Source organism: Kocuria sp. GQ42 (assembly GCF_059758435.1).
The window spans coordinates 1,121,783-1,147,219 of record NZ_JCAXEN010000001.1; the positions used below are offsets into that span (position 1 = coordinate 1,121,783).

The 25,437-nt window shown below is 70.1% G+C and carries 25 protein-coding genes and 1 pseudogene; 12 read left to right on the forward strand and 14 right to left on the reverse strand.

Annotated elements, in window-relative coordinates; genetic code table 11:
- Positions 1-97 precede the first annotated feature (97 nt).
- Positions 98-1,240 (forward strand): calcium/sodium antiporter, encoded by a 1,143-nt coding sequence (locus AC6CH6_RS05375; RefSeq protein WP_498254311.1) that lies wholly within the window; start codon positions 98-100, stop codon positions 1,238-1,240.
- Between the two features lie 31 nt (positions 1,241-1,271).
- On the opposite strand, the gene AC6CH6_RS05380 is transcribed toward AC6CH6_RS05375, so the two are convergent.
- Together AC6CH6_RS05380 and AC6CH6_RS05385 are read right to left on the reverse strand one after the other, a co-directional pair.
- Positions 1,272-1,940 carry a GAP family protein gene (locus AC6CH6_RS05380; RefSeq protein WP_498254312.1) on the reverse strand — a complete coding sequence of 223 codons (669 nt, stop codon included), beginning with the start codon at positions 1,938-1,940 and terminating at the stop codon, positions 1,272-1,274.
- A gap of 196 nt (positions 1,941-2,136) precedes the next feature.
- Positions 2,137-2,661: a flavodoxin domain-containing protein gene (locus AC6CH6_RS05385; protein ID WP_498254313.1), complete on the reverse strand. Its 525-nt coding sequence runs from the start codon at positions 2,659-2,661 to the stop codon at positions 2,137-2,139.
- Between the two features lie 90 nt (positions 2,662-2,751).
- On the opposite strand from AC6CH6_RS05385, the gene AC6CH6_RS05390 reads away from it, so the two are divergent.
- The 3 genes from AC6CH6_RS05390 to AC6CH6_RS05400 all read left to right on the forward strand — a co-directional run bounded on the left by AC6CH6_RS05390 (position 2,752) and on the right by AC6CH6_RS05400 (position 4,772).
- Entirely contained in the window at positions 2,752-3,219 is a 468-nt protein-coding gene (locus AC6CH6_RS05390; protein ID WP_498254314.1) for a hypothetical protein, read from the forward strand.
- 270 nt (positions 3,220-3,489) lie between these two features.
- Positions 3,490-4,263 (forward strand): hypothetical protein, encoded by a 774-nt coding sequence (locus AC6CH6_RS05395; protein ID WP_498254315.1) that lies wholly within the window; start codon positions 3,490-3,492, stop codon positions 4,261-4,263.
- 104 nt (positions 4,264-4,367) lie between these two features.
- Entirely contained in the window at positions 4,368-4,772 is a 405-nt protein-coding gene (locus tag AC6CH6_RS05400; RefSeq protein ID WP_498254316.1) for a hypothetical protein, read from the forward strand.
- A gap of 103 nt (positions 4,773-4,875) precedes the next feature.
- Here the strand turns inward: AC6CH6_RS05400 and AC6CH6_RS05405 are convergent, their stop codons facing one another.
- Positions 4,876-5,922 (reverse strand): serine hydrolase domain-containing protein, encoded by a 1,047-nt coding sequence (locus tag AC6CH6_RS05405; RefSeq protein ID WP_498254317.1) that lies wholly within the window; start codon positions 5,920-5,922, stop codon positions 4,876-4,878.
- Positions 5,923-6,341: 419 nt separating this feature from the next.
- Here AC6CH6_RS05405 and AC6CH6_RS05410 point away from each other — a divergent pair, with 419 nt between their 5' ends.
- The gene (locus AC6CH6_RS05410; RefSeq protein WP_498254318.1) at positions 6,342-6,794 is read left to right on the forward strand and encodes a nuclear transport factor 2 family protein; all 453 of its coding nucleotides are present in this window, start codon (positions 6,342-6,344) and stop codon (positions 6,792-6,794) included.
- 292 nt (positions 6,795-7,086) lie between these two features.
- Here AC6CH6_RS05410 and AC6CH6_RS05415 read toward each other — a convergent pair whose 3' ends face one another.
- Entirely contained in the window at positions 7,087-7,689 is a 603-nt protein-coding gene (locus AC6CH6_RS05415) for a DUF805 domain-containing protein (protein ID WP_498254319.1), read from the reverse strand.
- Positions 7,690-8,118: 429 nt separating this feature from the next.
- On the reverse strand, positions 8,119-8,853 hold the full coding sequence (locus tag AC6CH6_RS05420) for a transporter substrate-binding domain-containing protein (protein WP_498254320.1): 735 nt from the start codon (positions 8,851-8,853) through the stop codon (positions 8,119-8,121).
- Between the two features lie 405 nt (positions 8,854-9,258).
- On the opposite strand from AC6CH6_RS05420, the gene AC6CH6_RS05425 reads away from it, so the two are divergent.
- Positions 9,259-9,810: a hypothetical protein gene (locus tag AC6CH6_RS05425; RefSeq protein ID WP_498254321.1), complete on the forward strand. Its 552-nt coding sequence runs from the start codon at positions 9,259-9,261 to the stop codon at positions 9,808-9,810.
- Positions 9,811-10,158: 348 nt separating this feature from the next.
- Here AC6CH6_RS05425 and AC6CH6_RS05430 read toward each other — a convergent pair whose 3' ends face one another.
- Entirely contained in the window at positions 10,159-10,437 is a 279-nt protein-coding gene (locus AC6CH6_RS05430) for a hypothetical protein (RefSeq protein WP_498254322.1), read from the reverse strand.
- 206 nt (positions 10,438-10,643) lie between these two features.
- A pseudogene (locus tag AC6CH6_RS05435) lies at positions 10,644-10,878 on the reverse strand (GuaB1 family IMP dehydrogenase-related protein); the annotation flags it as partial.
- A gap of 496 nt (positions 10,879-11,374) precedes the next feature.
- Here AC6CH6_RS05435 and AC6CH6_RS05440 point away from each other — a divergent pair.
- Entirely contained in the window at positions 11,375-11,647 is a 273-nt protein-coding gene (locus AC6CH6_RS05440; RefSeq protein ID WP_498254323.1) for a hypothetical protein, read from the forward strand.
- Positions 11,648-12,305: 658 nt separating this feature from the next.
- Here the strand turns inward: AC6CH6_RS05440 and AC6CH6_RS05445 are convergent.
- Entirely contained in the window at positions 12,306-12,587 is a 282-nt protein-coding gene (locus tag AC6CH6_RS05445) for a hypothetical protein (RefSeq protein ID WP_498254324.1), read from the reverse strand.
- A gap of 1,106 nt (positions 12,588-13,693) precedes the next feature.
- On the opposite strand from AC6CH6_RS05445, the gene AC6CH6_RS05450 reads away from it, so the two are divergent.
- Complete coding sequence (locus AC6CH6_RS05450; RefSeq protein WP_498254325.1) at positions 13,694-13,981, forward strand: hypothetical protein; 288 nt, start codon at positions 13,694-13,696, stop codon at positions 13,979-13,981.
- A gap of 112 nt (positions 13,982-14,093) precedes the next feature.
- Here AC6CH6_RS05450 and AC6CH6_RS05455 read toward each other — a convergent pair whose 3' ends face one another.
- A complete protein-coding gene (locus AC6CH6_RS05455) occupies positions 14,094-14,888 on the reverse strand; it encodes a helix-turn-helix domain-containing protein (RefSeq protein WP_498254326.1) in 795 nt (264 codons plus the stop codon).
- A 532-nt stretch (positions 14,889-15,420) separates the two neighbouring features.
- Here AC6CH6_RS05455 and AC6CH6_RS05460 point away from each other — a divergent pair.
- The 3 genes from AC6CH6_RS05460 to AC6CH6_RS05470 all read left to right on the forward strand — a co-directional run bounded on the left by AC6CH6_RS05460 (position 15,421) and on the right by AC6CH6_RS05470 (position 18,505).
- Positions 15,421-16,251 (forward strand): helix-turn-helix domain-containing protein, encoded by an 831-nt coding sequence (locus tag AC6CH6_RS05460; protein WP_498254327.1) that lies wholly within the window; start codon positions 15,421-15,423, stop codon positions 16,249-16,251.
- A 421-nt stretch (positions 16,252-16,672) separates the two neighbouring features.
- Positions 16,673-17,602, forward strand: a complete 930-nt coding sequence (locus AC6CH6_RS05465) for a GAF and ANTAR domain-containing protein (RefSeq protein ID WP_498254328.1) — start codon at positions 16,673-16,675, stop codon at positions 17,600-17,602.
- Between the two features lie 189 nt (positions 17,603-17,791).
- Positions 17,792-18,505, forward strand: coding sequence for a GAF and ANTAR domain-containing protein (locus AC6CH6_RS05470; protein WP_498254329.1), 714 nt, complete (start codon positions 17,792-17,794; stop codon positions 18,503-18,505).
- Positions 18,506-18,633: 128 nt separating this feature from the next.
- Here the strand turns inward: AC6CH6_RS05470 and AC6CH6_RS05475 are convergent, their stop codons facing one another.
- On the reverse strand, positions 18,634-19,815 hold the full coding sequence (locus AC6CH6_RS05475; RefSeq protein ID WP_498254330.1) for an alpha/beta hydrolase family protein: 1,182 nt from the start codon (positions 19,813-19,815) through the stop codon (positions 18,634-18,636).
- A 243-nt stretch (positions 19,816-20,058) separates the two neighbouring features.
- Between AC6CH6_RS05475 and AC6CH6_RS05480 the strand changes: the two genes are divergently transcribed.
- Complete coding sequence (locus AC6CH6_RS05480; protein WP_498254331.1) at positions 20,059-20,298, forward strand: hypothetical protein; 240 nt, start codon at positions 20,059-20,061, stop codon at positions 20,296-20,298.
- Here the strand turns inward: AC6CH6_RS05480 and AC6CH6_RS05485 are convergent.
- From AC6CH6_RS05485 to AC6CH6_RS05500, 4 genes are all read right to left on the reverse strand, one after another.
- Positions 20,290-21,852 (reverse strand): alpha/beta fold hydrolase, encoded by a 1,563-nt coding sequence (locus tag AC6CH6_RS05485; RefSeq protein WP_498254332.1) that lies wholly within the window; start codon positions 21,850-21,852, stop codon positions 20,290-20,292. The genes AC6CH6_RS05480 and AC6CH6_RS05485 overlap by 9 nt on opposite strands.
- Positions 21,853-21,895: 43 nt before the next feature.
- Positions 21,896-22,852 carry a hypothetical protein gene (locus AC6CH6_RS05490; protein WP_498254333.1) on the reverse strand — a complete coding sequence of 319 codons (957 nt, stop codon included), beginning with the start codon at positions 22,850-22,852 and terminating at the stop codon, positions 21,896-21,898.
- 92 nt (positions 22,853-22,944) lie between these two features.
- Positions 22,945-23,793 (reverse strand): CPBP family glutamic-type intramembrane protease, encoded by an 849-nt coding sequence (locus tag AC6CH6_RS05495; RefSeq protein ID WP_498254334.1) that lies wholly within the window; start codon positions 23,791-23,793, stop codon positions 22,945-22,947.
- A gap of 3 nt (positions 23,794-23,796) precedes the next feature.
- Positions 23,797-25,413, reverse strand: coding sequence for a DUF4389 domain-containing protein (locus AC6CH6_RS05500; RefSeq protein WP_498254335.1), 1,617 nt, complete (start codon positions 25,411-25,413; stop codon positions 23,797-23,799).
- Positions 25,414-25,437 lie beyond the last annotated feature (24 nt).

Genomic DNA, 25,437 nt, shown 5'->3' on the forward strand with positions numbered 1-25,437 from the left:
GCGGACAGATCCTGTCCGCGTCCGCGCAGCACCCGTGCCGTGACGGATGCCGCGCACTGCCTCTGTCCTCCCGGGCGGCAGCTCTAGACTGGCGCCCATGACGGTCCTGGACGTGGGGCGCATCGTGCTCGGCATGGTGCTGCTGGTCGCGGGCGGGGAGCTGCTGGTGCGCGGGGCCACCGCCCTGGCCCGGCGCCTGGGGCTCTCCGTGCTGGTCATCGGGCTGACGGTCGTCTCGCTGGCCACGTCGGCCCCGGAGCTGACGGTGACCGTCAGCTCCGTCCTGGCCGGGGAGCCGGGGCTGGCGCTGGGCAACGTCGTGGGCAGCAACATCGCCAACGTCCTGCTCGTGCTGGGGCTGACCGCCCTCGTGGCACCGCTGGCCGTCACACAGCAGCTGCTGCGCTTCGACCTGCCCCTGCTGGTGGTCGTGTCGACGGTGCTGCTGCTCGTGTCCCTGGACGGCCGGATCAGCGGCACGGACGGCGCGGTGCTGTTCGCGGCGGTGGTCGTCCACGGGGTCCTGACGGTGCTGATCGGCCGCCGGGACGCCGCCTCCCCCGCCGGGGCGCCGGATCCTCCGCCGGACCGGCCGCCCGCCGCACCCGGTGTCGACGGGCCACCGGCCGGGGAGGCCTCGGCCGGTGTCTCGCTCGTCCTCGTCGTGGTGGGGGTGGGGCTCCTGGTGGCCGGGGCCACGGTCCTCGTCGAGGGGGCGGTCAACGTCGCCACGGCGCTGGGCGTCAGCGGCCTGGTCGTCGGGCTCACGGTGGTTGCCCTCGGGACGTCCCTGCCCGAACTGGCCGCGTCCGTCGTCGCGGTCCGCCGGGGACAGCGGGATCTCGCCATCGGCAACGTCGTGGGCAGCTGCCTGCTGAACCTCGGGCTGGTGCTCGGGGTGCCGGCGATCCTCGTCGACGACGGCCTGCCGGTCCCGGCGGCGGCCGTGGCCCTGGACATCCCGGTGATGCTGGCCGCCGTGGTGGCGCTGCTGCCCATCGCCTTCACCGGGTTCGCCGTGGCCCGCTGGGAGGGCGGGCTGTTCCTGCTCCTGTACCTCGCCTACACCGGATACGTGCTGCTGGCGGCCACCGAGCACGACGCCCTGGAGGGGTTCAGCTCCGTGATGGTCTCGTTCGTCCTGCCCCTGGTCGTGATGACCCTCGTGGCGGTGAGCGCCCACGAGCTGGGCCGACGCCGCGAGCGCCGCGGGCTCGACGGGCCGGCAGGCGCCCCCTAGCCACCGCGGGTGGGCCGACGGACGGTCACGGTCAGCCGGACCGCAGTCCGCTCACACCGTTGCCCAGGAGCACCGCGCCGATGACGACCAGCACGACGGTCATCACCCAGGAACCGTTGGCGGTCATCCACCCCTTCGCGGCCGCCAGCACCGTGGCGGCCCGGTCCCCCAGGACCACGTCGAGCAGCACCGGGGCGGCGACCGCGGCACTGGCGACCCCCGTGAACAGCAGGAGCGCGAGCACCTGCTGCGCCACGGACGCCGTGGCCGTCGCGATCGCGGCCGCCCCCGAGACGACCAGCACCGCGTTCTTCGGGTTCACCGTGACCAGCAGGAAGGCCACGGCCAGGGCCTTCGAGGGCGTCATCGTGTCGACCGCCGTCATCCACCGCGCCGGCTCCGACCCCTCGCGCGACCGGCTCCGCCACTGCTTGACCCCCAGCAGCAGCAGCGTGCCGCCGAGCACCACCCGCAGGACGCCGACCCAGGGCGCGGGATCGTCGCGGGGCAGGGTCGTGTCGACGACCAGCACGGTGAGGGCGGCCACGACGGCGATCCCGGCGATCCAGCCGGACAGGAACGCTGTGACCGCGCCCCGGGTCCCGCTGGTGACGAGCATCAGCACGATCACGGCGACGGGCAGGGAGGCGGCGAGCAGTCCCACCGCGATCGGGAGACCCGCGGCTGCGGCTGCCGGCACGACGACCTCCTGGGAACGGGTGCCCGTGACCGGGCCGCTGACGCCCGGGGCTGCGGTCGAGCCGACCGCTCCCCTCGACGAGGGCTGGGGCCCCGGGCACCGGGGCCCAACCGCCCTGCGACGGGAACGATCGGAACACCGGCCTCGGGGGCACATCCTTCTCCACCAGGGTGGAGGCCGCGGGCGCGGCCGCGGATCACCCGCCGCGGGTGGTCGTCCTCAGCGCCCCGGCGATGTCGCGGGCCCAGGCCTCGATCCGGGGCCAGTCCCGGTGGTCGCCGAAGCGCCCCCCGGTCCCCCAGAGGAGGAGTCCGGCCCAGCCCGGAAGCTGCTCGGCCTGCGCCACCCCGGACAGCAGCAGGTGCCCGCGCGGGTGCACCACCTCCCGCAGGGACGCGGCCAGCCGCCGGTTCTGGGCGCGGCGGGCCGGTCCGCGAAGGATCCGGGGCAGGGCCGCGGACATCCCCACGCTGAACAGCCACACCGGCCGGGTCCGCAGCACGGCCTGGTGGCGGTGGACGAACGCGGTGGCCACCGGCAGCCAGTCCTGGTCGTGGATGGCACTGCCCAGCACGACGGCGTCGTAGTCGCCGAGACCGTCCTGCTGTTCCATGGGCTCGACGTCGACCGACGAGCCCTCGTCCCGGAGCACGTCGGCGATCCGCCGGGCGATCTCCGCCGTCGACCCGTGTGCGCTGGCATGTGAGACGAGAATGCGCATCTCCGCCTCCCTCTCGGTCCTGCCTCCAGCGTAGGCCGACGACCGGCCGGACCGGGTGACGACCGGGGACGCGGGACGTAGCGTAGAACCATGAACAATCTCGTGCTGTCCCTGACCAGCTCCGCGGCCGCCGGAGCGCTGACGCTGGTCTCCCCGTCCGGCTGGTCGCCCCGGGTGCGCGCCGCGTACGTCGTGGTGCCGGGAGTCCTGGTCGCCGGCGCAGGAGCGTGGGTGCTCTCCCGGAACACCGGCGGGGAGGATCCCGTCGACGCCGGCACCGAGGTCGGGCCCCTGGCCGACGGGAGCCCTGTCGCGGCGCAGCGGCTGCCGGTGGCGGCGCGGGCGGCGCTGCTGATGGGTCTCGGCGCGGCGACGTGCGGGGTCCAGGCCGCCTCGCTGCGGATCGACGCGATGCTCGAGCGGTGGCTGGTCGCCCGCGGGGCGACCCATCCGCGCCGGTGGATGGCCGCGCTCGCCGTGCTCGCCTCGCTGGGCATGGACGCCGCCGGGGACCGCATGAGCGCTCTCGCAGGGGAGGGCCGCCGGCCCGTTGCCTGACGACCTCCGCCGCCCCGGGCGCGGCGGCTGTTACGGTTCCCCCAGCAGGCACCGGACGCCCGCGTCGCCCGTCGACCCCGACTCCACGAGGAGCACCACCATGGCCGCTGAGCCCGTCGCCCGGCAGACCGAGCCTGTCCTCGTGCCGTTCGGCGCCCCGACCGTCTTCCCCGCCCCGGGCCGCGGTGAGGCCGGGTCTCGGGCTCGTCGCGCCCCCGGGTCCCGCAGCCGGCCGCGCCGGCCGGTCCGCTGAGCCGGGGTCACCGGACGGTGGACGAGCGGCGGAGGCTGAACCAGGGCGGTGCCGTGTACCCCGGTGCGCGCGCGGTGGTCATCCCCGCCCGCACCGGAGCCACCGGGGAGCCCACCACCCGCCGTGTGGTCGTGGCCGCCGACCGGAGGAGCTTCACCCTGGACGACGGGCAGGTCTACGAGCGGCTCTCCGGGGCGCTCTGGTCCCAGCGGCGCTCCCCGGACGTCGGCACGCTGCTGGTCCGTCAGGCCTGCACTGAGGGCGCGGCCCTGTTCGACGGCCTCTGGCGCTCGGCCGCGGACCCGTCGCCGCGGACGGCGGCCGAGATCGCCGAGGAGCAGGAGGCGGCTGTGGTCGAGGCGCTGCGCGCCCGGCACCGCGTCCCGCCCTGGTCGAGGCCGGACTTCTACTACGACGTGGTCCGGGCGCGAGAAGCCCTGGCCGGTCTGAGCTCGGACCTCTCCCGGATCCCGGACGAGAAGTTCTGGGCCGTGGTGGAGCGCCACCGGCGCACTCCCGCCGAGATCGCCGGGCTCAACCAGCCGGTGGGGCCGAACTGTCTCACCGCGGAGCACGGGACCTGCCGGCGGTGCCGGCCCGTGCACGTGTGGGCGTGGGTGGCCGAGCGCCGCTGGAGCCACCACAGCGGTGACCCGTCCGTGGTCTACGACGTCGAGGCGATCGTCGCCGTGCTCGAGCGCATCGACCCCGGGTACCGGCACACCCCGGGCCGGGTCCTCACCCGTGTCCTCGACGAGCACCACCGTCCGGAGCAGGGGGCCGCCCCGTGAGCGCGGCGCCGACGGACGGCGCACCGCGCACCGGACCCGGACCCGCCCCCGTCCGCAGGCCGGCCCCAGCACGCCACCCGATCCCCTCGACGACAGGACGTCCCATGCGCCGACCCGTTCCCGCTCTGCTCGCCCTCTCCGCCCTCGCCCTGACCGGCTGCGCGCCGACCGCCGACGACATCCAGGCGATGGTGGCCGGCGGAGCCGTCTACGAGGACGCGACGGCGCTGCGCGACGACGTCGTCGGGGCCGGCATCGACTGCCCGGGCACGGACCAGCTGCGCGCCCCGGCCGACCCGGAGACCACCTACCTGGACTGCGCCAACGGACGCATGGCCATGGCCGTCACGGACTCCGAGGAGCGCATGGCGGGGCTGCTGAACACCCTCAGCAGCGAGCAGGGCGCCTCCTTCCTGCACGCGGACAACTGGGTCGTCATCTCGAGGGACGCGGCCCCGCTGCAGCAGCTCCGGGACGAACTCGGCGGGGACATCACCACGAACCCCTGAGCGCTCACGGTGCCGCTCGCCGTCCGCCCGCACGGGGCGTGGGAGCCCGCCACCGGGACACGGCGGACGCCCACGCCCCCCTCACGGACATACCCCGGGCCTGCTACGACCAGGATGCGGTCGTGAGGAGGGCGAAGAGAGGCTCGAAGTCGTAGCTCGTGGTGCTGTTAGTCATGACCGCGATGCCCAAGCCGTGTGCTGGGTAGAGACGCATGACGTTCCAGAATCCGGCGCCGGCCCCGAAGTGCTCGACCCACTGCCCCGTTTCCGGGGTGGGGCGGCGGAACCAGCCGATGCCGTGGTCGAAAGGTTTCCCCGGGTGCTCGATCACTCGCATGGATCGGGCCGTCTCAGCGGACAAGATGCGGTGCCCCTCGATCTGGCCGTCACCCAGGTGCAGCCGCAGAAACCGTCCGGCATCCGCCACGTCGCCGACCAGACCGCCGTAGGCGGCTCCGTCGACGTAGAAGGGCCGCAGGCCCAGGTAAGCGCCGTGACGGGTCCCGGCCACCCCGGGCGGGAGCAGACGGCGCAGCAGCGGATCGGCGGCGCGCGGGGCGCGCACATAACCGGTGGCGGCTGGTGCCTCCGGGGAGTAGGTGAACCCGGTGCCGGTCATGCCCGCCGGATCCAGCACGGCTTGCCGCAGATAGGACGTCACCGGCATACCGCTCACGGCTTCGATGATCTGACCCAGCGCAAGATAGCCGATGTTGGTGTATCGGGCCCTGTGCCCCGGGGCGTGGCGATAGGCGCGCGGTCGGCTCATCACGGACCGCAGCAGGTCCTCGACCGCCGGCGGCTCCTGCTCGGCCGGGTGCACCCATCGCAGCGGCAGAGGATTGGACAACCCCGCGGTGTGGGTCAGCAGCTGCCCTACCGTGGGCTGGGAGGCACGCGGGGCGCGCAGACCATCCACATAGTCGGCCACCGGTGCGTCCAGCTCGAGGCGACCGTCCTCGACCAGGATCATGGCGGCCGTGGCGGTCACGATCTTCGTCATGGAGAACCACAGATACACCGTGGCCGGAGTCGCGGGCGCCCCCGTGGCCAGGTCGGCAGTTCCGAACCCACCGGCGTACAACGACCGTTGTGAGTCGACCACGACCAGGGACAGTCCCGGGATGCGCCCGGTGCGCATCATGGTCATCACTGCCTCCGCCAACCACTCAGGAGTACCCCCTGGCTGGGCCCCGGAATCACCGGGGTGGTTCTCGGACGGATGGCTGTGCATGGCATCCCCCAGATGCGCGACTCCACGGACGTCGCAACGGTCTGACGCCACCTTGAAATTCTGCCGCTGCGGTGTCAAGACCGAAACCGACCAAGCCATACAGACGACGCAGACGGCGTCCGTCAGGACGCTGCGCTGGGCCCCTCAGTACCGGACGACGGTCGATCCCGCCGTGAACCACTACAGACACCTGCGTCCGCGACGGGAACCAGGGAGGCGGGCATATGAACCCCCGCTGCAACGCCGAACTCCCGAGAAGTGATCGGTAGCCGGCCATATGTAAAGCGGTTCCCCGCCACTGGCGGGCGCACCCCGCGCCCTAGAAGGATGGGCACATGAGCACTTCTGATCAGCCGCGCCCGCCGCTTCCGCCATTCACCCACGAGAGCGCCCTCGCCAAGGTCCAGGCCGCCGAGGACGCCTGGAACAGCCGTGACCCCGCGCGCGTCGCCGGCGCCTACTCCCTCGACACCGAGTGGCGCAACCGCGACCAGCACATTCGCGGGCGAGAGGAGGTCGTCGCCTTTCTCACCGATAAGTGGGCCCGCGAGCTCGACTACCGCCTGCGCAAGAACCTCTGGTCTTTCACGGACAACCGGATCGGAGTGCGGTTCCAGTACGAGTGGCACGACACCGACGGGCAGTGGTGGCGCTCCTACGGCAACGAGCTGTGGGAGTTCGACGCACTCGGCTACATGCGCCGCCGTGAAGCCTCCATCGATGACGTCGCCCTCGACGAGTCCGACCTGCGCGTCACTCCCGGCGAGGGCGAGCTTCCCGTCTGGTGACGACGGCGAGAGTCCCTCCCCTGCCAGCCGAAGCATCCATTGCTGGTCAGCCTCCTGGCTGGCCATTCCTATGTCCGGGGAACGACATGGCTCACGCCAACGCCGTGCTGGCATCGAAACACCGCTTGATTGTTGCCGGCCTGGTCGTCGACGACGGTGGCCGCTCAGCGAGGTCACTGGGCTTCAGATCACCGCTGAGCGCAGGGACCGGCTCTCCCCCGCTGTGCCGGGAAGACTACGGGCGGCTACCCCCTTCGGAGGAGCAACGGCCCGCGGAGAATGGGCTGTCAGCTCACCGGTCGAACCGGGCACCCTCGGGCTTGGGCGGAAGAACCGTGAACACGAGGATGACGATCCAGCCGACGAATGGGATCAGTCCGAGCAGCAGCATCCACCCGGATAGATTCACGTCATGCAGGCGCCGGACGGCGACCGCCAGCGACGGAACGAGGGTTCCCAGGGCGAAGACAAAGAACACCAGCGACAACACGATGCCAAGGCCGTTGGGCTCGCCGAAGGAATCGGTGCCGACCACCGCAATGAGCAGGTTCACCGCAAAGGAGATCAGGAAGAAGAACAGCGCGACCCACCAGTACTCGGAGCGACTGGCGCGCCCGGAGAACTGGGCGTATTTCGCGAAGAAGCGCTTGATCGCCTGCCCGAACCCGACGGGCACTCCGGGCTGGGTGCCGTACCGCTGCGGGCTGTTCTGATAGTCGTTGGGGCCCGACTGGTGGTAGGCTGGCTGCGGATAGCCCTGCTGCTGGTAGCCGTAGCCGTTCGGGTGGGCTGCGTAGCCCTGCTGTCCGCCGTAGGCCGGTGTCTGCACGGGGTTGGTGGACTGGCCGCTGAGTGGCGGGTGGTCCGGGCTGCCATACGGATCATTCGTGCTCACGGGGATCCCCTTCACATGTAGTTCGCTTCTGCACACATCGTATGTGCAAGGGGCCGCTCCAGGAGACCGCGCCGCCCAGATGGATGCCCCTGGTGACCTGCGACAAGCGCTGGCCCCGGCTCTGGGGGCAACTCGGCTTCGACAGCCGGCGGTGTCGTTGCCACCAAATCCACCGCCCACCTGCTGCGCTGGGCCCACGTCGAGACAGCTTTCCGCCGGTGCCACGAGGACCTCGACTCCTCGGGCGGCGGGAGGCTTGCCGGGGCTATCGCGCCGCATCGGCCGGTCGGGGAGCCGAGGGCTGCCCGAACACGGTGGCACATCCTCGGCTTCACGTCTGCGCCGGACTGTTTCACGCGGACCGGCGCAACGGCCGGTGGCAGCAGAGGCGACAAGGCCGCCAGACCCGCCGTCTCCGAGCTCGGCCAATCACAGCTCCGTGTCCCCGAACCAGGGTTTCGTGGCCTCCTCGTACGTGCCGTCGTGCTTGGCCATGTTCAACCACTGGTCGACGTACTCCTTGAGCGCCACGTCTCCCCGGGGCAGCAGGTACGCCTTCTCGAAGTAGTCGAACGGGTCCTCCGGGTGCACGGCGCACAGCTCGGGCTCCTCATTGGCCACCCACACCGTCTCCGAGGCATCGGTGGTCATGACGTCCGCGCGGCCGGCGATGATCTCGTCGAAGATGGCGTTGTTGTCCTCGAACCGGATGATCTCCCCCTCCGGGTAGTTCGCCTCGGCGAACTTCTCGTTGGTTCCGCCGATGGGAGTGATCGACCGGACTCCTGGCTGGTTGATCTCCTCGATCGTGTCGTACTTCTCGACGTTCTCGCACAAGGTGATCGGCGTCTTGCCCTCCTCCATCAACGGGTCGCTGTAGAAGGCCTGCTCCGCCCGCGCCGTGGACACCGAAATGCCTCCAGCGCCGATGTCGCACCCGCCGGTGAAGTCATCCATGAGGGTCTTCCACGTCGTGGGGACCCACTCGATCTCTGCCTCGAGGTTCTCCGCCAGGTCCTCCACCATGGTGATGTCGATGCCGGTGTACTCGTTGGTCTTCGGGTCCAGGTAGGTGAACGGCCGGTAGTCACCGGTGGTGCACACCCGCAGAGTACCGCTGTCAGTGATGCCGTCGAGACGGGACACCGGCTGCTCGTCACTCACCGGTGCCGCGGCGCCTCCAGCATCGGCGTCGGCACCACAGGAGGTCAACGCCAGCAGTCCTGTCACGGTCAGTGACGTGACCGTGACCATGATTTTCACTCTCCGGCGTGTGCTGCGTCTCATGACAGCGATTCAATCACCGCGCCGCGCCGCTCCTCCGCAGAACACGGCCGGGGAGCGGAGCGCGAACAGGGCGGGCTTCGGATGGCCTGGGTCTGTGCCGTAGTTCTGTCTGCACCCATCACCGAGGCTGCCGCAAGTGCTGCAAGACAAGGCGCGACGCTGATCGACGACCCGGCGATGTCCTCATGAGCCGCCGACAAGGGCCGGGCGGGTGGCACAGGACGAAGCGATGGGACTCCCACAACCCGTTGGCCATCGGGAATCCAGAAGTCCGCTGAGTGAATGTCCATCGCGCTCATCCTGAAGATCCTCATCACGGCGTTCACCACCCTGTCCATTGCCGCGATTGCCTGGTGGGCACGCATGCACCACAACCGGCCCCAGGAGTACTCGGAACAGGTACGGATGCCCAAGGTGATTCCGGTGGTCGGCTGGCTCTTCCTGTGCATGGGGCTCCTCATGGGCCTGTTGTCCTTTCTCACGCCCGGCGCACCTCTCGGCGCCCACCTTGCTTCGGCGGCGATCTTTGTCGGAGGGATGGCCTTCGTGGCGATGTACCGCAATTTCTACGTGGCTCCGCGCGCCTTCGAGGTGGCCTTCCGCAGCGTGTTCGGCAAGGAGCACGTCATTCCCTACAGCGACATCACCTACTACAGCTTGGAGATGCTGAAAGGGCAGCAGTTCTTGAAGGTCAGATCCATTCACGGCGCCAAGCTCACCATCAACGCCAGTGCTTACGACATGTCGCCCTTACTGCGGGCCATTGATTCTCACGAGGTCACAGGCCGCTGGCCTGTCCGTGTCGATGTCAGCGCAGAAAACCTCGGCAAGTGACGTCCCAGTTCATCGCCTGCGGTAGAAACGGGCTTCAGCGGGCCGCCGTTCCATGACCTAGGCGCAGCCCTACCAAGCACAACCATCGCGGAACTGATGTTCCGCGTCGCAACTCCGTTTTCACCCTTGGCGCACGAAACGCCGCGTGTCGCCTATCGGCGCGGCCGTCCCAACCCATGCGACTCCATGTCCGGTAGCAGTCCTTATGTGAAGTCACGGAAATGGGCTGCTCTGCACCTGGTGTCCACAGGCCCACGAGCGACTGCACAGCCGCACCCCGAACCTCGGCAGTGCCCGCCCCATGGGCAAGCCAAGTCAACGTCACCTGATGGTGCGGTTGTCCCGCTTCTACCCGCCGTTGACTCCCTGTCCATCGGTGGGCGATTCCGGCTCAGTGGGCCATTCCAGTCCGTATGCCTCTACGAGTGCCTGTGGGGAACCGTACTGGTTTGGATCCTTACCGGCGCGCTGGGCGGCCGCTACTGCCTCGAGCAGAGCTTCAGAGCGCACTTGCATCCACGGGCCATCGAGGAGAGCCTGCTCGATTTCCGCCTGGAACTCGGGGTTGAGGGCAGCCCATTTCGCTTGCGCCCACATTTCCTCGGGACTCTGCTGGTGGTGGGTCATGGTGGTGCTCCTGTCGTGTGGGACACCCTCCGGGGTCCTCAGGTGAGTGACACCCTTGATCTTGTCATCCGTCGAACTACCCGATGCCTTCTGACCTGCCCCGTGGACGATCATCGAGAGCCAGAACGAGGGAGGACCACAGGAGGGTCGACGACCACTGAACGAGTCCGTGAAGCCTCCAGCGTGTCGGAGCCTGGGGCTGGTCGGGACCAGCTGACTGCCCGGGCTCGGCCTTTTTCGTAGCCGGAGGCGGACTGGATGCCGACCACCGCGAGCCGCGAACTGCTCCAGGGTTGTGGCACCGGCGTAGGTCATGGAGCTGCGCTCCCCGGCAATGAGGTGGTCCACCAGGTCCTCCACCCCAGACCGCTGCGGGTCCAGGTACATCTTGGAACTGGAGATCCCCCGCTCGGACAATCCCTTGCGGGCCCGCTCGAACGCGCCTGGAGCACTCAGGTGCAGCCCGCCAATGATTTTACCGCCGACCTGACCACAGTGCCTTCGCTGGAGCTGCAGGTGCTGGACAGCCAAGCGCCGGCAGCTCGACCATGAGACGTTGGTGTCCTGTCACGGCCCGCACCCTGTCACGGTGGATCGGCAGCACGAACGGGTCACCGAGATCGATGCGCGAGAGCTACTGAGCGCTGACCCCGGGGCGGTCCCATGTTCCCCGTGATGGCATCACCACACCGACCAGCTGCGGACTGCAGTGACAGGGTCCTCCGACCGCACTCCGGCGGCCTCCCATGCACGAGGGCATGACCCCTTGGTCGCCCGGACCAGGACAGAACTGCAACGAAACCGCCCCCGTTCAGGAATGCCACCGGAGGTCCAGGAGCTGGAATCACCAGGACCTCGGGGTCGATACCCTCGAAGAGAACCCCGACACACCAAGCCCTCCTGACCACACCAGTCCCCCCCATGAGAAGAGAACCTGATGAACTCCGCACCAGATGCCCCCGACCCCACGGACCCCGCCAACAACGACGCGGGCGAGGAGACCACGCCAGGCCATGAGAGCGCCAGTCAAGCCCAAGGCGGGCTGGCCAACGCCGGGACCGCCCAGGGTTTCACCGACGCGGTCGACCGGCGCCTGGCCCGCCGGGTACTGGAGAGCTTCTCCCCCGGCAGCAACGTGCCAGAGAGCGCGATACTGCCCGAGCTGGAGGATGAAGAGGACAGCCCGGTGCGAACCGATAACCCCGAGTAAGCACCCTCGTGCTGCGCGCGATCACCATCTGGCTCAAGGATCTATTGAGAGACGCGCCCTGCAGCGCCGGCAGAGGCCCGCCTGATCTTTCTGGCGGGATCCTGCCCGCTGAACAGCGATGGGACGACCTGCGCTGAGGGTGACTTTGCGGCTCTTCATGGTTCGTGGGGAAGCGGGCTCACCCATCAGCTCCAGTGGGTGCCTCGCATGGTGACCGGGCTTCTCACCCCGTGCGGGTGATGCTGGCTGCCGTCGGCATCTTCAGGTTCTGAGGCGCCAGCACACACTACTCACACCATGGAGTAATTGTGACCTCTCCCACGAACACTCCGCGTCCCGATGTCACCTCGCCGCCAACGTCGACCGAGGCTGGGGACTGCTGCACGATCAGCTGACATCCGAGCTGGGTTGGTGACCGATGGTCGGCCATATGCAAAGAAGATTCCTTGTCGGCGACCTTCCGACCTTCGGATCTTCTTCTCGAGCGCTGGCTACATCTTTCGCGGCGGCCCTGCGGGCAAGCCAGATGAGCTGTTGCTTATTCACGCATCAATCCCGAACGTCTACCTCGTGGTCTCCGGGGTCGGGTGAAGTCACTCATCGGCATCAACCCATGAGCGGCTGTGCGGGCTCTTCAGGATGGATGTGTGAGGCCGGTTTATCCGATGGACAAACCTGATGCCGGGACCGCCCTCGACAGCTGCCACCCGTGCCGGCGGAGCTGCCGTTGCGCCTCCAGCTGGTCGGCCCATAGGCGCGACTGGTGCTCGAAGTTCGCCATGAACCCGATGACCAGCAGCACCACCCCGATCACCAGCAGAGCGATCCAGGCAGGTTCCGGCGTGCCGCCTGCCCCCACCGACACGCACAGTCCGACGGTGGCCACCGCGGCCGCAAGCCCGCCGACACCCGTTGCGGCGATGATTGATGTGGTTGCCATCAGAGAGCCCCCTCGAGCTGGATCTAGACTTTAGTCTATTTCATACACCCGGGTAACTTGATGGGTCAATAATTACCGAGGGTCGCGCCCCCTGGTCCCCAACCTCTGGTACAGCGGAGCCCCCCGGCCTCCGTTGAGGTCACTACCGCCCCTCTACTGGCTCAACGGAGCACACGCCCATCATGGCCAGCGACTACGACGCTCCACACACCGCCTTCGAGGACGAGGCGGCCAGCGAGTCCCTGGAAGCGACCCCGGCCCAGCGCAGCGTCACTACCCGGACCGCGGTTGAGTGGGCACGGGCACCGGTGGAATCCCACCCACCGGCCACCGGGCCTCGAACCCTGAGGCTCTCGTCAGTCGCGTAGGTCAGGACGGTTTGATCGACAAGGAGTACCGCTACGACGACTTGATGGGCACGGCCCCACAGCTCGGGCCCCTCTCACCCGGCCACGAGCACAGAAACTCTCAGACCGGCCACCCCACCGCACCGCACCGCACCGCACCGGTAAACGCTTCCCGAGCCGCTGACCCGAACACACTGCATCCCCGCGGCACGCGCCGATGTGGACCCGGCCCTGTCCGTGCGGACGGCCCACGTGCCGGCGGACACGTCGTGAGGCCCGTGCTGGTGACCCCACCCGTAAGTGCTGCACGGGCCACCTGAGCATGTCGGTGAGGGATCCCCGGAAGGGTGTCCTGCCCGGTGGTGGTCCCGGCGCGTCGTGGGGCGACATCTATGCCCGGGATCATGCGTGGGCATGGTTCCGGCCCGTCAGGCGGCGTACCGTGAAAAGCCGGGGGAAGACGCCAACTGGTCCCACCAGATGGACCTGAAATCCTCGGTCCACCTTCCGGAGAACGGCTCAGCCGAGGCCGCCCCTCCCCCCAGATGCACCCGGGGGGTCTGCATTCCATGGACGACGCATCCTGTACCCACCACCTGCCCGCTCTCCTGCGCATCGATACGGACGGGGCTTCCGTGCGCCGGTCGTCACCGGGTGCCCCACCCACCGCAGCCACCAGGCACTGCCCAGGAGGGTCCACCGGGCCCGGGCCCTGCTCGCCACCGACCGCCCCCGCCCCGCCAGGAGGTTGAGCCGGCCATGACCCAGTGGAGGGCCACGGCCAGCATCCTCACCGTCACACCCCTGGGACCGGTCGTGGTCGGCTCGCTCACCGCCGCACTGAGCGACCACCACGGGCAGGTGACCTACCGGATCCCCGGGCTGTGGCTGCAGTTCGACGTGGAGACCGAGGACCGCACCGGCGCCTGCCGCACCGCCCTGGACCACCTGGCCACCACGATTTTCCCCCTCCTGCCCGGGACCTCCCTCACCAACCTGCAAATCATCGTCCACCAGCCGACCCGAACGCGGCCACAGGCAGCCTGAGACAACGCGTGGACCTGGCCTCAGATGCCCCCGGGTACGACCGTGAAACCAGGGACGGTCCTGGCCCTCCGCAGGACAGCCCGGAACAGACCCCGCCTCGTGCCCCATGCGGTCACCGCTGGAGGGTCCGCCTCGGCGGCACGCCATAGACCGCCCGGTAGGCCCCGGCGAAGCGGCCCGGGTGGGAGAAGCCCCACCGGGCGGCGATCTCGCCCACGGTGTCCCCGGCCGTGGGGTCACCGGCGAGCAGGTCGGCGTGGGCGGCGGCCAGCCGGGTGGTACGCAGGTAGGCGGTCGGGGTGAGGCTGCGCGGGTGGTTGGCCCGGAAGGCGCGCACCAGGGCTTCGGTGGTGGTGCCGGCGGCGCGGGCGGCGTCCTCGACGGTGATGGGCAGGGAGGCGTGGTCGTCGAAGAAGGCCACCGCGGTGCGGTAGACGCGGGTCTGGGCCGCCATGGACCGGGTCCGCTCGCACGGGTCGCCGGCCAGGGGAAAGCACTCGAGCATGGCCACGGCCAGGTGCCGGGTCAGCTGGACGCGCACCAGGGGCTCGGCGAAGGCCGCGGAGTCCACCGTGTCCCGGGCCATGCCGGCCACCCCGGTCCAGTACCGGCCCAGCCGGTCGTTGACCGGCCGTGCGGAGGCGAAGGCCACGGGCGTGTGGGTGCCGTAGACGGTGTCGGCGACCCCCTGCAGCAGGGGGCGGGTGAGATTGATGGTGGTCACCTCCAGGGGCCCCCCGACGACCAGGGTCGGGTGACCGGGACGGAACAGCACCGGGGATCCGGTGCCGGTGCCGGTCTCCGTACCGGTGGACCACTCGTAGCGGGTCGCGCGGGCCTCGGCGACGCCGAAGACCTCGGTGTCGCCCCAGGAGGAGAACGGGCCGTCCAGGCCCAGTCGCACCACCGACAGGTGCTCATCGCCGTCGTGGCGCTGCCGGTAGCGGAAGGTGGGGCGGGTCGGGTCGGGGTGAAGGAGAAGGGCACCCGCACCTCGGCGAACAGGGCCGCCACGGCTCCTGGTTCCGTGGCCGTGGCCTCACGGTGGAACGGTGCGCTCATCGGTGTTTCCCCCATCGACTCGCTGCGTGCAGGTTCGACGCCCGGACAGTGCCCCCACCGGACCTCCCGTCCATTCTACGGACCGTCCCTTCTGGGCGGGACACGACCGCGCACACCCCCGATCCGGTCACAGCCACGTCCACTGCCTCGCGAGATCGGCAGGACAAATCGGTTCGGTCAGAACGCACCCGGCCTCCTGGCTGTGTCCTGACCCGGTGTGCTCCACGGTGGAGCGCAATATCCTGGGCACCATGGGCTCATCAGGGGGATGGTCGGTGCTGACCACCCGTGACCCAGAAGAAGGCCGTGAGGCACTCCAGCATGCCTACCGCCGCCTGCGCCTGCCGCGACCGGAGGCGAGCAGATTCGAGCTGACAATGGCCAGCACCGCCTGCGGGCCGCTGACCGCCCAGCGGCTGCGGCTGATCGGCTGGGACAGCCACGGCGCCAACGACAGCACGGGACTGCTGTGTATCGGTCACCTCGCCCACGGCCGTTTCCTGGTCCGCTCCGAGCGCACCGAGGTCACCGGCGGGCCTGCTTTCCTCTTGCCCTCCGGCCCCTACACGGCCCAGTGGAAGGACCTGGGACTGAGCACCCTCACCGTGGAGGCCGCGGTCGTGGAGGACTACGCCCGGGCCATGATCGGGCGCACCGAATTCCGGTTGGAGTTCACCGGGCACCACCCGCTCACCGAGACCCACAGGAGATACTGGCAAGCCACGGCAGGGCACGTCGTTGCCCACGTGCTGGTCAACGACGCCGCGGCCAGTCCGCTGATGTTGGAGCAGAGCCTGCGCAGCCTGACCACCGCGGTGCTGCAGACCTTCCCCAACAGCTTCCTCCAGGCCGGCACCGACCCAGACCCACCGGAACAGGCCCACCCCGCGGCGCTGCGCCGGGCGGTCGCTTTCATCGAAGCCCACCTGGCCGAGCCCATCGGCCTGCCCGAGATCGCCGCCGCCGCCAGGATGAGCCCACGAGGCCTGCAGGCGGCTTTCCGCCGCCACCTGGACACCACACCGCTGCGCTACCTGCGCACCACCCGGATCGACGCCGCCCACACCGACCTGCTCGCCGGTGACCCCACGGCCGGGGACACCGTGGGCGAGATCGCCGCCCGGTGGGGCTTCTCCCACCCGGGCCGCTTCGCCGCCGCCTACCGCACCCAGCACGGTGAAGCACCCGCCGACACCCTGCACCGCTGAGGCCGCCACGCACCACAAGGAACGGCGACACCGTCGAACACCCGGTCCACGTGGTGGCGCCCATCCCACCGCGCAGACCGGCACCCCACGCACTGGGCTCACGCTAACCCTCAAGTCCGCTGATGAACTTCACGGGGAACTCCGACTGCAACGACGCCCACGATGACCTCGATGACCTCGCCTGAGGATCGACAGCCGGGTCGTATGCAAAGCAGCAGAGAGCGCCGAGCTGCTGGTGCACCTGCTGTCCACGAGTTCTGTGGCTTGTGCCCGGCCGCCCCCCGGGGCCGGGGTTCCGGAGCACGAAAGGGCAGTACACTGATCATAAGAGGGGTCGGTGAGACGAAGGCGCTTTCTTTGCTGACGGAGTCGGCAGCGGCCACCGGGCCAGCCTGACCATCCCTGCCGAATGGCGCCCACCATGTCCTCTGAATTCTTGCCCGAGGGACTGACCCCCAGCTTCACCCACCTGGCCGGCAGGCTCCTGTCCGGCCAGGACCTCACCACCGCGATGCAGCAATTGGCCCGTGCTGCCCATCGGATGATCCCTGCCGCGGCCGGGGCCGGGATCTCGCTGCTGGACGAGGACGGCATCGGGACCACCATCGCTTCCACCGACCCGGCCGTGGAGGCCATCGACGCCCGGCAGCACGGGCTCGGGGCAGGCCCGTGCCTGAGCGCATGGACCACCGGGCAGACCCAGCGCGTCGAGGACACCACCACCGATCCCCGCTGGGGGCTGTGGCAGGCGGGCGGGGCCGAGGCCGGGATCCGCTCGGTGCTCAGCGTCCCCCTGGCCTGTCTCGACCGCCGGCTGGGGGCGTTGACGGTCTACGCCTCTGCCCCGGGCGCCTTCGGGGACGCCGAAGAACGGCTGCTGGGGTTGCTGGCCGATGCGGCGGCCACCCTGGTCGGGGCCGCCCAGGCCCCGGAGGCCCCAGCGCCCCGGGCCGCTCCGTGGGAGGACGCCCTGGACTCCGGCCAGCTCATCGGGCTGGCCGCCGGTGTGCTGATGGCCCGCGACCACCTGACTCCCGAGACGGCCCGGGCGGCGCTGCTCAAGGCAGCAGACACCCAGGACCGGGGCCTGGTCGAGGTCGCCGCCGCCGTGATCGACGCCGCGGTGGGCCACGAGCAGGCCCACCGGTTGTGTGAGCTCCCCGGGGGAGGTGCCCCCACGGTAGGCAGGCGAATGTGCAACCCCCTGGTAACCCGTCTGCGAACTCGGCCGGGCACCCACTCGGTCCGCTTCACCGCGGCCCCGCCCCTCGACAGGCCTGCAGGGAGAACCCGGCCACCACACGTCCATCGCCGACCGGCCCCTCGGGTGCTCCCCGCTCGGCCACGCTGACTCTGCCAACCATGCACCCTGACGCGCAAAATCAAGGTGCTGCGAGATCACGGCCGGCGGTCTCCGCAGAACCGGACCGGCGGGGAGGGGGCGATGGCCGTCGAAGGGGAGGATCATGGGTACCGGCCGGCAAACATGGCCCCTGAAACAGGGCCTACCGCAGGTGCCAGCAGGTGAGCGAGGGACGTCATGGAATCTGATCCGTCAGTGGCCGAGCCGATGACTGTTCTCGCCCGGCTGCAGGAACTGTTGCTGGATGAGCCGACCGCGACCGCTGCCGTGGCACGATTGGCCGAGGTCGCCCGGGACCTGATTCCGTTGGCGGTCGGAGCCGGAGTCACCCTGATCGACAGCTCCGGGCACCCCTCCTCCACCGCGGCCACCGACCCGGGGGTGGCCGCGGTGGACCGGATGCAGTACGCGGCCGGGGAAGGCCCGTGCCTGACGGCCTGGGACACCGTGAGCGTCCAACGCGTCGAGGACACGCTCACCGAGACCCGGTGGCCGGAATGGGCCGCGGCCGCGACCGGGGTGCGCTCGGTGCTCAGCGTCCCACTGCTCTACCGGGGGCGCGAGATCGGGGCGACGAAGGTCTACGCCGCGGAGCCGCACGCGTTCACCGACCACGAGGAACACCTGCTCGGCCTGCTCGCCGTCGCGGCCGCCACCCTGCTGGGGACGGCCCACAACACCTCAGCGGCCACAAGACTCAGTACCGAACTGCACGGTGGCCTGGTGGAGCGGCAACAGATCCAGGCGGCCGTGGGGATCCTGATGGAACGCCACGGACTCGACGCCGAGGCGGCCCACACCCGGTTGCTGGCCGCCGCCCGCCAGCAGCAGATACCCGTGCAGGTGGTGGCCGTGCGCCTCGTGCACCGGGCCGATGACCCGCGGCTGTGACGGGACCCGCCATGGACGATGCGAGCACCGGCGCCGACCGCACGCCGAGGACCTAGGCGATCCTCGCGGACGTCGGGTCTCGCGTCGGGGCGGGGTGTATCGAGACACCGAACGCTTCGGGCATGATGTCATGGTGACGAATCGGGCCGCGGCCCGGTTACCTCCACGTTCGTCCCGACTCGGCGCAACCAGGTGGTGAGGACCTGGCAGGCGAGTTCGAGGTTGCCCATCTGGCAGTGCTGATCGGCCTGCTCGGCGCTGGTGAACATCCGCGTCGTGACGCTTGACGCGGCCACGAGTGCTTGCGCCTGCGCTCGGGCCAGCGCCGGGGGCTGGAAGGCGTCGTGCTCACCGCACATCAGCAACACATCCTGTGTCACCCGTGCGCTGTCCAGGTGTCCGGCGTTCATGCCCAGGAACCACTCGGCGACATCGGCCGGGTCCTGGCTGTCGAGCATGTACAGGACCTGATCGACCACCACGCGCAGGGTCGGCAACAGCCGGGCACGGGTGCGCACACTCCAGCCCATGAAGCCCCGGTGCCGGGCCATCGCGCGGACCGGGCTCCGCAGCACCGGGGGGACCCGGTGCAGCCAGTCGTACACCGGCGGCCAGGCCACCACACGGTGGATGCGCGGCTCGCGCCCTGCAGCACGCAACGCCCAGTACCCGCCCATCGAGATGCCGACCAGCCCGGCCCGATCGAGGCCGAAGTGGTCCAGCACCGCCCCGACCGGCTTCTCCCAGTCGTGGTCGAAGGTGAGCCCGTGCAACCTCCGCGCCCCACCTTGCCCCGGGCCCTCGAAGGCAATCACGTCGAACCCGGCGGCTGCGATCCGCTGGGCGATGGGGAAGAACTCCTCGATCAAGGAGTCGAACCCGCCGTGCAGCAGCACCGTGCCACCGGTCGGTGTCCCCACCCCGGACAACGAATAGGCCGGCAGCGCCGCGCCGGCGTAAGGCACCTCGTGAGCGACGATGTCGGCATCGGCGAACGTGGTCTCGACGAGCCTCAGATAGCGGCGGTAGCGATCCGTCTTCTCCACCGACCCTGGCGGGGTGAAGAACTCCGCGATCCGCCCATAGCCCGTCGCCTGCCGTGGCCGGCCCGCAGCGGCCGCCCGGTGCGACAAGGCCTCGAACACGGGGACACAGTCGCCCATCGACCGCACGCGCCCGGCGGCGTCGACCAGCTCGCGGCGGTCGGCGAAGCCCAGCGCATGGGCCCGGTTGAGCTGGTAGTTGATGAAGTCCCGTCGATGGAACCGATGGAACCCCACCGGCAGAGACACAAGCTCGTGATCACCCACGCCGCCAGCGTACTCCCGGACTGGAGGGGCGCAGCAGGTACCCGAAACGCTCACCACACTTCGCGCGCGAGCGAATCCGAGAACCGGGCCATATGTAAAGCAGTGGCGAGTGGCGCATCGGCTGTCGGCCCGTCGATTTCCGCCACGAGATACCCACGGTTCCTGTGCTTCAGGGCCCCCACTGCAACGCTTGAGCCCTCAAACCACGGAGGTGGTTTCGCGGCTCAGGCGCCCTACCGACGGGTGCTGACCACCCTGGTCCCGGCCGCCCCGGGTGTCGTGCTGGGCACGGCAGCCTTCGAGGCCGTTGTGGGCTACCACCTGCTGTCGGGGCGCCGGGTGTCCGGGGCGCTGCGCTGGGCCCAGGCCTGGGTGCTGGGCCTGGTGCCGGCGTTACCTTGGCCGTACTGGGTGCCGAACGCGGTCACCGCGGTCGTCGTCGGGCTCATCCGCCGCGGGGTCGTTGGCCCCCGATCAGTCTGAGGCGCCGGTCCGGGCCAGCACGGTGCCGGTCATGAACTCGTGGAAGGCCGAGGGTTCGTCCAGGTGCGGGGTGTGCCCGGAGTTGGCGAAGACCACCAGCTCCTTCTCCGGGGCCTCCACTGCCTCGAACCACTCCACGGCCAGCTCGGACCGGCCCGGAGACTCGTAGGCGCCCTCCACCACGAACACCGGCACGCCCAGTTCGGGGACGTCGCGGCGGAAGTCGATGTCTTGCAGCTGCGGGTAGAGCACCGCGAAGGTGTCGATGATCCCGCCCATGGCCCGCACCTGTTCGGTGAGGGTGTACTCGGGCACGAACAGGCTCACCGGGTAGGCCGAGGCCGGGTTGTAATCGTCCCCGTGCGGGAAGTCCCGGTACTCCGGGTTGGTCGACAGCGCGTCCGGGTAGGCCAGCATGTCCGTGTACGGGGGCGGGCCGTTGTCGCGCAGTCGTTGGGCGAAGTCGGTGTCCCCGGTCCGTTGTGCCCACTCCAGGGTCTCGGCGTACATCCGCTGATCGGTCTCCTGCTGGTCGACCATCTGCCCGGACCCGACGAAGGCGTGGTACTTTTCCGGTGCCCGTTGGGCGGCCAGCACCCCCAGGGTGGTGCCCCAGGAGGAGCCCACCAGGTAGATCTTCTCCTGGTCGAACCGGTCCCGGAGGTAGTCGGTGACTTCCAGGGTGTCGTCCACCATCTGCTCCACCGTCATCGTGGAGGTCGGTTCCAGGGCCGGTAGAGACTTGCCGGTGCCGCGCTGGTCCCACACGGCCACCACGAAGTCCTCCTCCAGCCCGCCCCCGGAGGCGCGCATCGCCCCCAGGGCCGTACCGCCCGGTCCGCCTTCCAGGAACAGCAGCACCGGGGCCTGCCGATCGTGGCCGCGGATCATCAGCGACTGCTCGTGCCCGCCGACCGGGATGGTGACCAGCTCCGCCACACCGTCCGGGGCCGGGGCGCCGTCAGCCCCGACGATCGGGGCGGTGGCAGCCGGGCGCACCAGGGCGCCCGCCAGGACCAGCACCAGCACCCCGGCGAGCACCGCACCGCCCAGCCAAAGGTGCCCCCACACTCCACGCCGGGCAGGCCGGTCCCTGCGGGTGAGTCGGCGGCCAGCCGCCGCGCCCCACACCGCCCCGACGGCCAGGGGGAAGCCCATCACCAGGGCGTCGAAACCCCGGCCGGCCAGCAGCGCGGCGATCCCGTAGACACTGCTCAGATGGATCCCGTCCACAGTGGGCCCGAACGCCGGAATCCGCCCCAGCTCGAACACCGCGGTGAACACCACCGGGGCCGCCAGCACCGACCACCGGGAGCCCGTGAGTACTCCTGCTGCCACGCCAAGGGCGAGGCAGAGGGCCAGCATCGTCACGGACTGGGCCGTGGTGACCGGTCCGCGCGGCAGCACCAGAGCGGTCAGCAGGCCGGTCGCCGCGACCAGGATCATGGCGGCGGTGAGCCCGCGGCGCCGGTGGGCGTGGACACGGACCTGGGCAGAGGTGCGCCGGGCGGGGACGGAGGAGCCCCGGTCAAGGTGCTGATGTGAGGGACTCATCGCCGGCCTGTCGGACGGCTCGGTGTGGGTCGGTCTGGCCAGTTCATGATCGGGCCACGGTCCTTCCGGGAGCGGCGTCGTCGGGGACGGTGTGATCCGTGAGGTGTTCGCCGTGGTGGAAGAGCGGGCGGTAGAGGGCCACGGCCAGGGCGACGAACAGCGCGGCGAAGACGAGGAACCCGGCGGCCAGAGCGGGTGAGGCGTCCGGGTCGCTGCTCAGGATCATGACCACCGCCATGGAGGCCACCGAGATGGTCAGGCAGGTGTAGCCGGTCAGCAACGGGTACACGACCCGGCGCGCCCAGCCCGCACCGGCGAGCAGACCGATCCCGCAGGTGATGGCCACCGGCACCAGGATGCCCAGATCCATGAGCTTGACCATCCAGAACGGTGTGGGGCTGGAGGCGTACTCGGTCATCGAGGACGGGTCCTCCCAAGCGGTGAGCATGGTCGGCAGGTGCAGACCCACCGTCAGGAAAGCCGCCGAGGCCAGCAGCGCCACCGCCGCGGTCCGTTGCACCCGCCGCGAGGGCCGCGGCAGGTCCTTGGGCGTCGCCAGCCAGGACAGCACCGCGGCCGCTTCGGCCAGCACAAAGACGGTGAGCAGCAACGGGAACCAGTACTCCACGTTGCCGGGCAACCGCAGATACTCCTGACCGATGACCACCTGCGCGTAGGTGTACACCGCATAGACACCGATGCCGCTGCCCAGCACCGGACCGGCCCGGTGGCCGCGGGCCACCAGCACCGCGGCGATCACCGCCAGGGGCGCGATCATCACCAGGGCTGCGGCGTCACTGCCCACCAACTGGTTCAGCGTCGTGGGCGAGGTGCGGTACTCCAGCAGCCCCAGCCCCACCGGTCCCATCACGGAGGCTGTCGCCATACCCAGCGCCAGGGCGAGCAGCACCGGGGCCAGGGACGCTGGCCCCTGCGGGGAACCGTTCGGCGAGTGGTCCTGGTGGTGCGGACGATCGGTGGGTTCTGCGGTTGAAGTCATCCTTGATGCTCCTCGCGGGGCGGTCGTGGTTGTCGGGTGAAGTGTGGGGGCGTCGAGCTCTTGTGGTGGTTTCTCGGCGCCGGGGAATCCGGTCATGGACGCCTGGCCTCCTCCGGTAATTGTGCTTGCGGGGTCCGGGAGGACAGTCCGGTACCGAAGATCGCCACGAGGGCGACCGCGAGGGCTGTCATGGCGACCGTGTTCACGGTGTGGAATGCTTTCCACAGTGCGGCGTCGCCGCCGAAGAACACGTCCCCGGCGGCATTGCCGACCCCGTGGAGCAGGGTGAGGATCAGGACGCTGCCGCCGGTGCTGTTGTAGATCCAGGTGTAGACCACGCTGGTGGCCACCACCGAGAGCAGGAAACTGGCGATCGGGTAGGTCGACATGGGATTGTCCCGGTTCAGCAGCAGCGGCAGGTGCCACAGCGCCCACACCACCCCGATGATCACGGCCGCCACCAGCCCGTTGTAGCGGGCCTGCAGGCGGGGTAGGGCGAAGCCGCGCCAGGCGAGCTCTTCCGGGACCGCGGCCACCAGGCGGATCAGGAGTACCCACGCCCAGGCCCAGGTGACTTCCAGCCCGCCCATCGCGCTCCCCCACCGGCCGGTCACCGTCAGAGCCCCCAGGGTCAGGAGCATCGGACCTGCCAGGGCGAGCAGGTACCAGCCCGGGTGCACCCGCCACCGTGCCAGCGGGGCGAAGAGCCGGCCTTCCACTCCGGGTCCGTGCTGGGCCCGGAGCACGAGCCAGGCCGCCACTAGGGGCCCGGTCCCGCCCACCACGTAGAGCACGTCGTACACCCACGGCGCCTCGGGCAGCAGGCCCCGGGAGGCTGCTGCCTGTGGCATCCATGCGGCCCAGGTGATGCCCAGGGCCAGCACGGTGAATGCGGTCAGCGGGTGCGCGCTCACCCCACCGGGGGCCCTGGCGGCCAGCACGGATCAGGGTCCTGTAGCCGGACGATCCCCCGGGTCCCGCGGTGGTCCGGCTTGGTTGCCGCCCCAGGGCCCCTGCCGCGCGTCGGCAGGGCGGGGTTGCGGCTCGGCCGGGCCCTGGTCCAGGCGGAAGGGCGGGTACTCATCGCGCAGCAGCAGCACGTAGGCGCCCACCCGGTAGACCCAGCGGTTGAGCCCCACGATCAGGGCGAAGAGCTCGTGGCGGTAGCGGCCGGTGAACAGCAGGATCACCGCGGCGATGAGCACCAGCAGCCCGAGCAGTGAGGGGCCCCAGCTGGTGGTCGCCCGGCCGCTCTCGTCCCACTCGGCGCCCCAGGTGCTGGTGCCGCTGGTGAAGACGCCGATGATGAGCAGGTGTGGGATGGCCAGTAGCCACCACTTCACAAGCACCAAACTGCGGGAAAGCTTCTGCGGGTAGGCCACGTCCAGCTCCGCCGGGTAGTCGGCGGCGGCCAGGGTGAAAGGCGGGTACCGGTCGGTGCCCAGGGCCGAGTAGGAGTAGAACCCCACCCGCCAAGACCAGCGCAGCACCCCGACGGAGAAAGCGAACCAGGACCGCGGATAGCGCCCGGTGAACAGAATGGTGATCCCCGCAGCGATCGTGGTGACCACCAGGGCGACCCACAGCAGGGCCAGGATGAGGGCGTGCGGGATGACCAGCAACCATTTGACCAGCCACAGTCCCCGGGAGAGCCGTTGATCCAGGAAGCCGGTTACCCGCACCGGGTAGCCGGGGCCCGCCCCGCCGTTGCGCCCGGGGTTCTCGGCCAGGGCGGCCCCGGGTCCCGTGCCGGGCCGGGGCCGGTCCCGGCGGGCGGCCGGGTCGATGTCGCGGCCCAGCCCCCTTGTGCCCAGCAGCAGCAGGGGCACCCCCAGCACGAGACCGATCAGCCCGCCGATCAGCAGCCCGGTGCCGATCGGGCCGAGCAGGTCGGTGCGGGCCCCGGCCTGCAGGTCCACCCACACCGGGCGGGTCGTGTCGGCGTTCAACACCACCAGCGACCACTGGCCCGGTTGCAGGTCGACGGTGATCTCCTGGGTCCCGGCGCCGGTGGCCGAGGCCACCCAGATGTCCTGCCCGGTGGGATCAGCTGGGCTCCGGTTCCCCGACGTGGTCGGCTCATCATCGTTGTTGTCGGGCCAGGACGGGGAGCCGGGCCGGGTGCCGGTGACGTCCCAGGAGCCGTCCCCCAGCGAGGTCCGGGGCACGTCCTGCAGATAGCTCGAGACGTCGGAGGCCTCGGCGACACCGATGAAGATCTCCTGGCCCGGGACCACCGGGGTGACACGGACCTGCACGCTAGCCAGGTCCCCCACCGGCGGGACACCGGGCATTCCGGCCTCGCCCGGGTCGATGACCACCGAGGGGGAGGTCAGGGCGTACCCGGTGCTCTGGTACCGCTGTGTGTCGCCGGTGACATAGCGGCCCTCGCGCTGGGCGGCGTCAGCACCGACCAGCACCGCCCCGCCGATGGTGGCGGCCAGTCCCATCGATGCCAGTAGCGTGCCCAGGACCAGCAGGACCCAGTGCCCTGCCTTCATGCGCGGTGGAGGACCGGCGCGGGAGGGCGGGGCGTTTCTCGGGACAGGTGGGGCGATCATGGTGTTCCCTTCGATGGTGCGGGG

Excerpts from the sequence above, each read along its gene's own strand:
- AC6CH6_RS05375 (WP_498254311.1), top strand. The coding sequence starts at position 98 with ATGACGGTCCTGGACGTGGGGCGCATCGTGCTCGGCATGGTGCTGCTG.
- AC6CH6_RS05385 (WP_498254313.1), bottom strand. The coding sequence starts at position 2,661 with ATGCGCATTCTCGTCTCACATGCCAGCGCACACGGGTCGACGGCGGAG.
- AC6CH6_RS05390 (WP_498254314.1), top strand. The coding sequence starts at position 2,752 with ATGAACAATCTCGTGCTGTCCCTGACCAGCTCCGCGGCCGCCGGAGCG.
- AC6CH6_RS05400 (WP_498254316.1), top strand. The coding sequence starts at position 4,368 with ATGCGCCGACCCGTTCCCGCTCTGCTCGCCCTCTCCGCCCTCGCCCTG.
- AC6CH6_RS05405 (WP_498254317.1), bottom strand. The coding sequence starts at position 5,922 with ATGACCATGATGCGCACCGGGCGCATCCCGGGACTGTCCCTGGTCGTG.
- AC6CH6_RS05410 (WP_498254318.1), top strand. The coding sequence starts at position 6,342 with ATGAGCACTTCTGATCAGCCGCGCCCGCCGCTTCCGCCATTCACCCAC.
- AC6CH6_RS05425 (WP_498254321.1), top strand. The coding sequence starts at position 9,259 with ATGTCCATCGCGCTCATCCTGAAGATCCTCATCACGGCGTTCACCACC.
- AC6CH6_RS05430 (WP_498254322.1), bottom strand. The coding sequence starts at position 10,437 with ATGACCCACCACCAGCAGAGTCCCGAGGAAATGTGGGCGCAAGCGAAA.
- AC6CH6_RS05440 (WP_498254323.1), top strand. The coding sequence starts at position 11,375 with ATGAACTCCGCACCAGATGCCCCCGACCCCACGGACCCCGCCAACAAC.
- AC6CH6_RS05445 (WP_498254324.1), bottom strand. The coding sequence starts at position 12,587 with ATGGCAACCACATCAATCATCGCCGCAACGGGTGTCGGCGGGCTTGCG.
- AC6CH6_RS05450 (WP_498254325.1), top strand. The coding sequence starts at position 13,694 with ATGACCCAGTGGAGGGCCACGGCCAGCATCCTCACCGTCACACCCCTG.
- AC6CH6_RS05460 (WP_498254327.1), top strand. The coding sequence starts at position 15,421 with ATGGCCAGCACCGCCTGCGGGCCGCTGACCGCCCAGCGGCTGCGGCTG.
- AC6CH6_RS05465 (WP_498254328.1), top strand. The coding sequence starts at position 16,673 with ATGTCCTCTGAATTCTTGCCCGAGGGACTGACCCCCAGCTTCACCCAC.
- AC6CH6_RS05470 (WP_498254329.1), top strand. The coding sequence starts at position 17,792 with ATGGAATCTGATCCGTCAGTGGCCGAGCCGATGACTGTTCTCGCCCGG.
- AC6CH6_RS05485 (WP_498254332.1), bottom strand. The coding sequence starts at position 21,852 with ATGAGTCCCTCACATCAGCACCTTGACCGGGGCTCCTCCGTCCCCGCC.
- AC6CH6_RS05490 (WP_498254333.1), bottom strand. The coding sequence starts at position 22,852 with ATGACTTCAACCGCAGAACCCACCGATCGTCCGCACCACCAGGACCAC.
- AC6CH6_RS05500 (WP_498254335.1), bottom strand. The coding sequence starts at position 25,413 with ATGATCGCCCCACCTGTCCCGAGAAACGCCCCGCCCTCCCGCGCCGGT.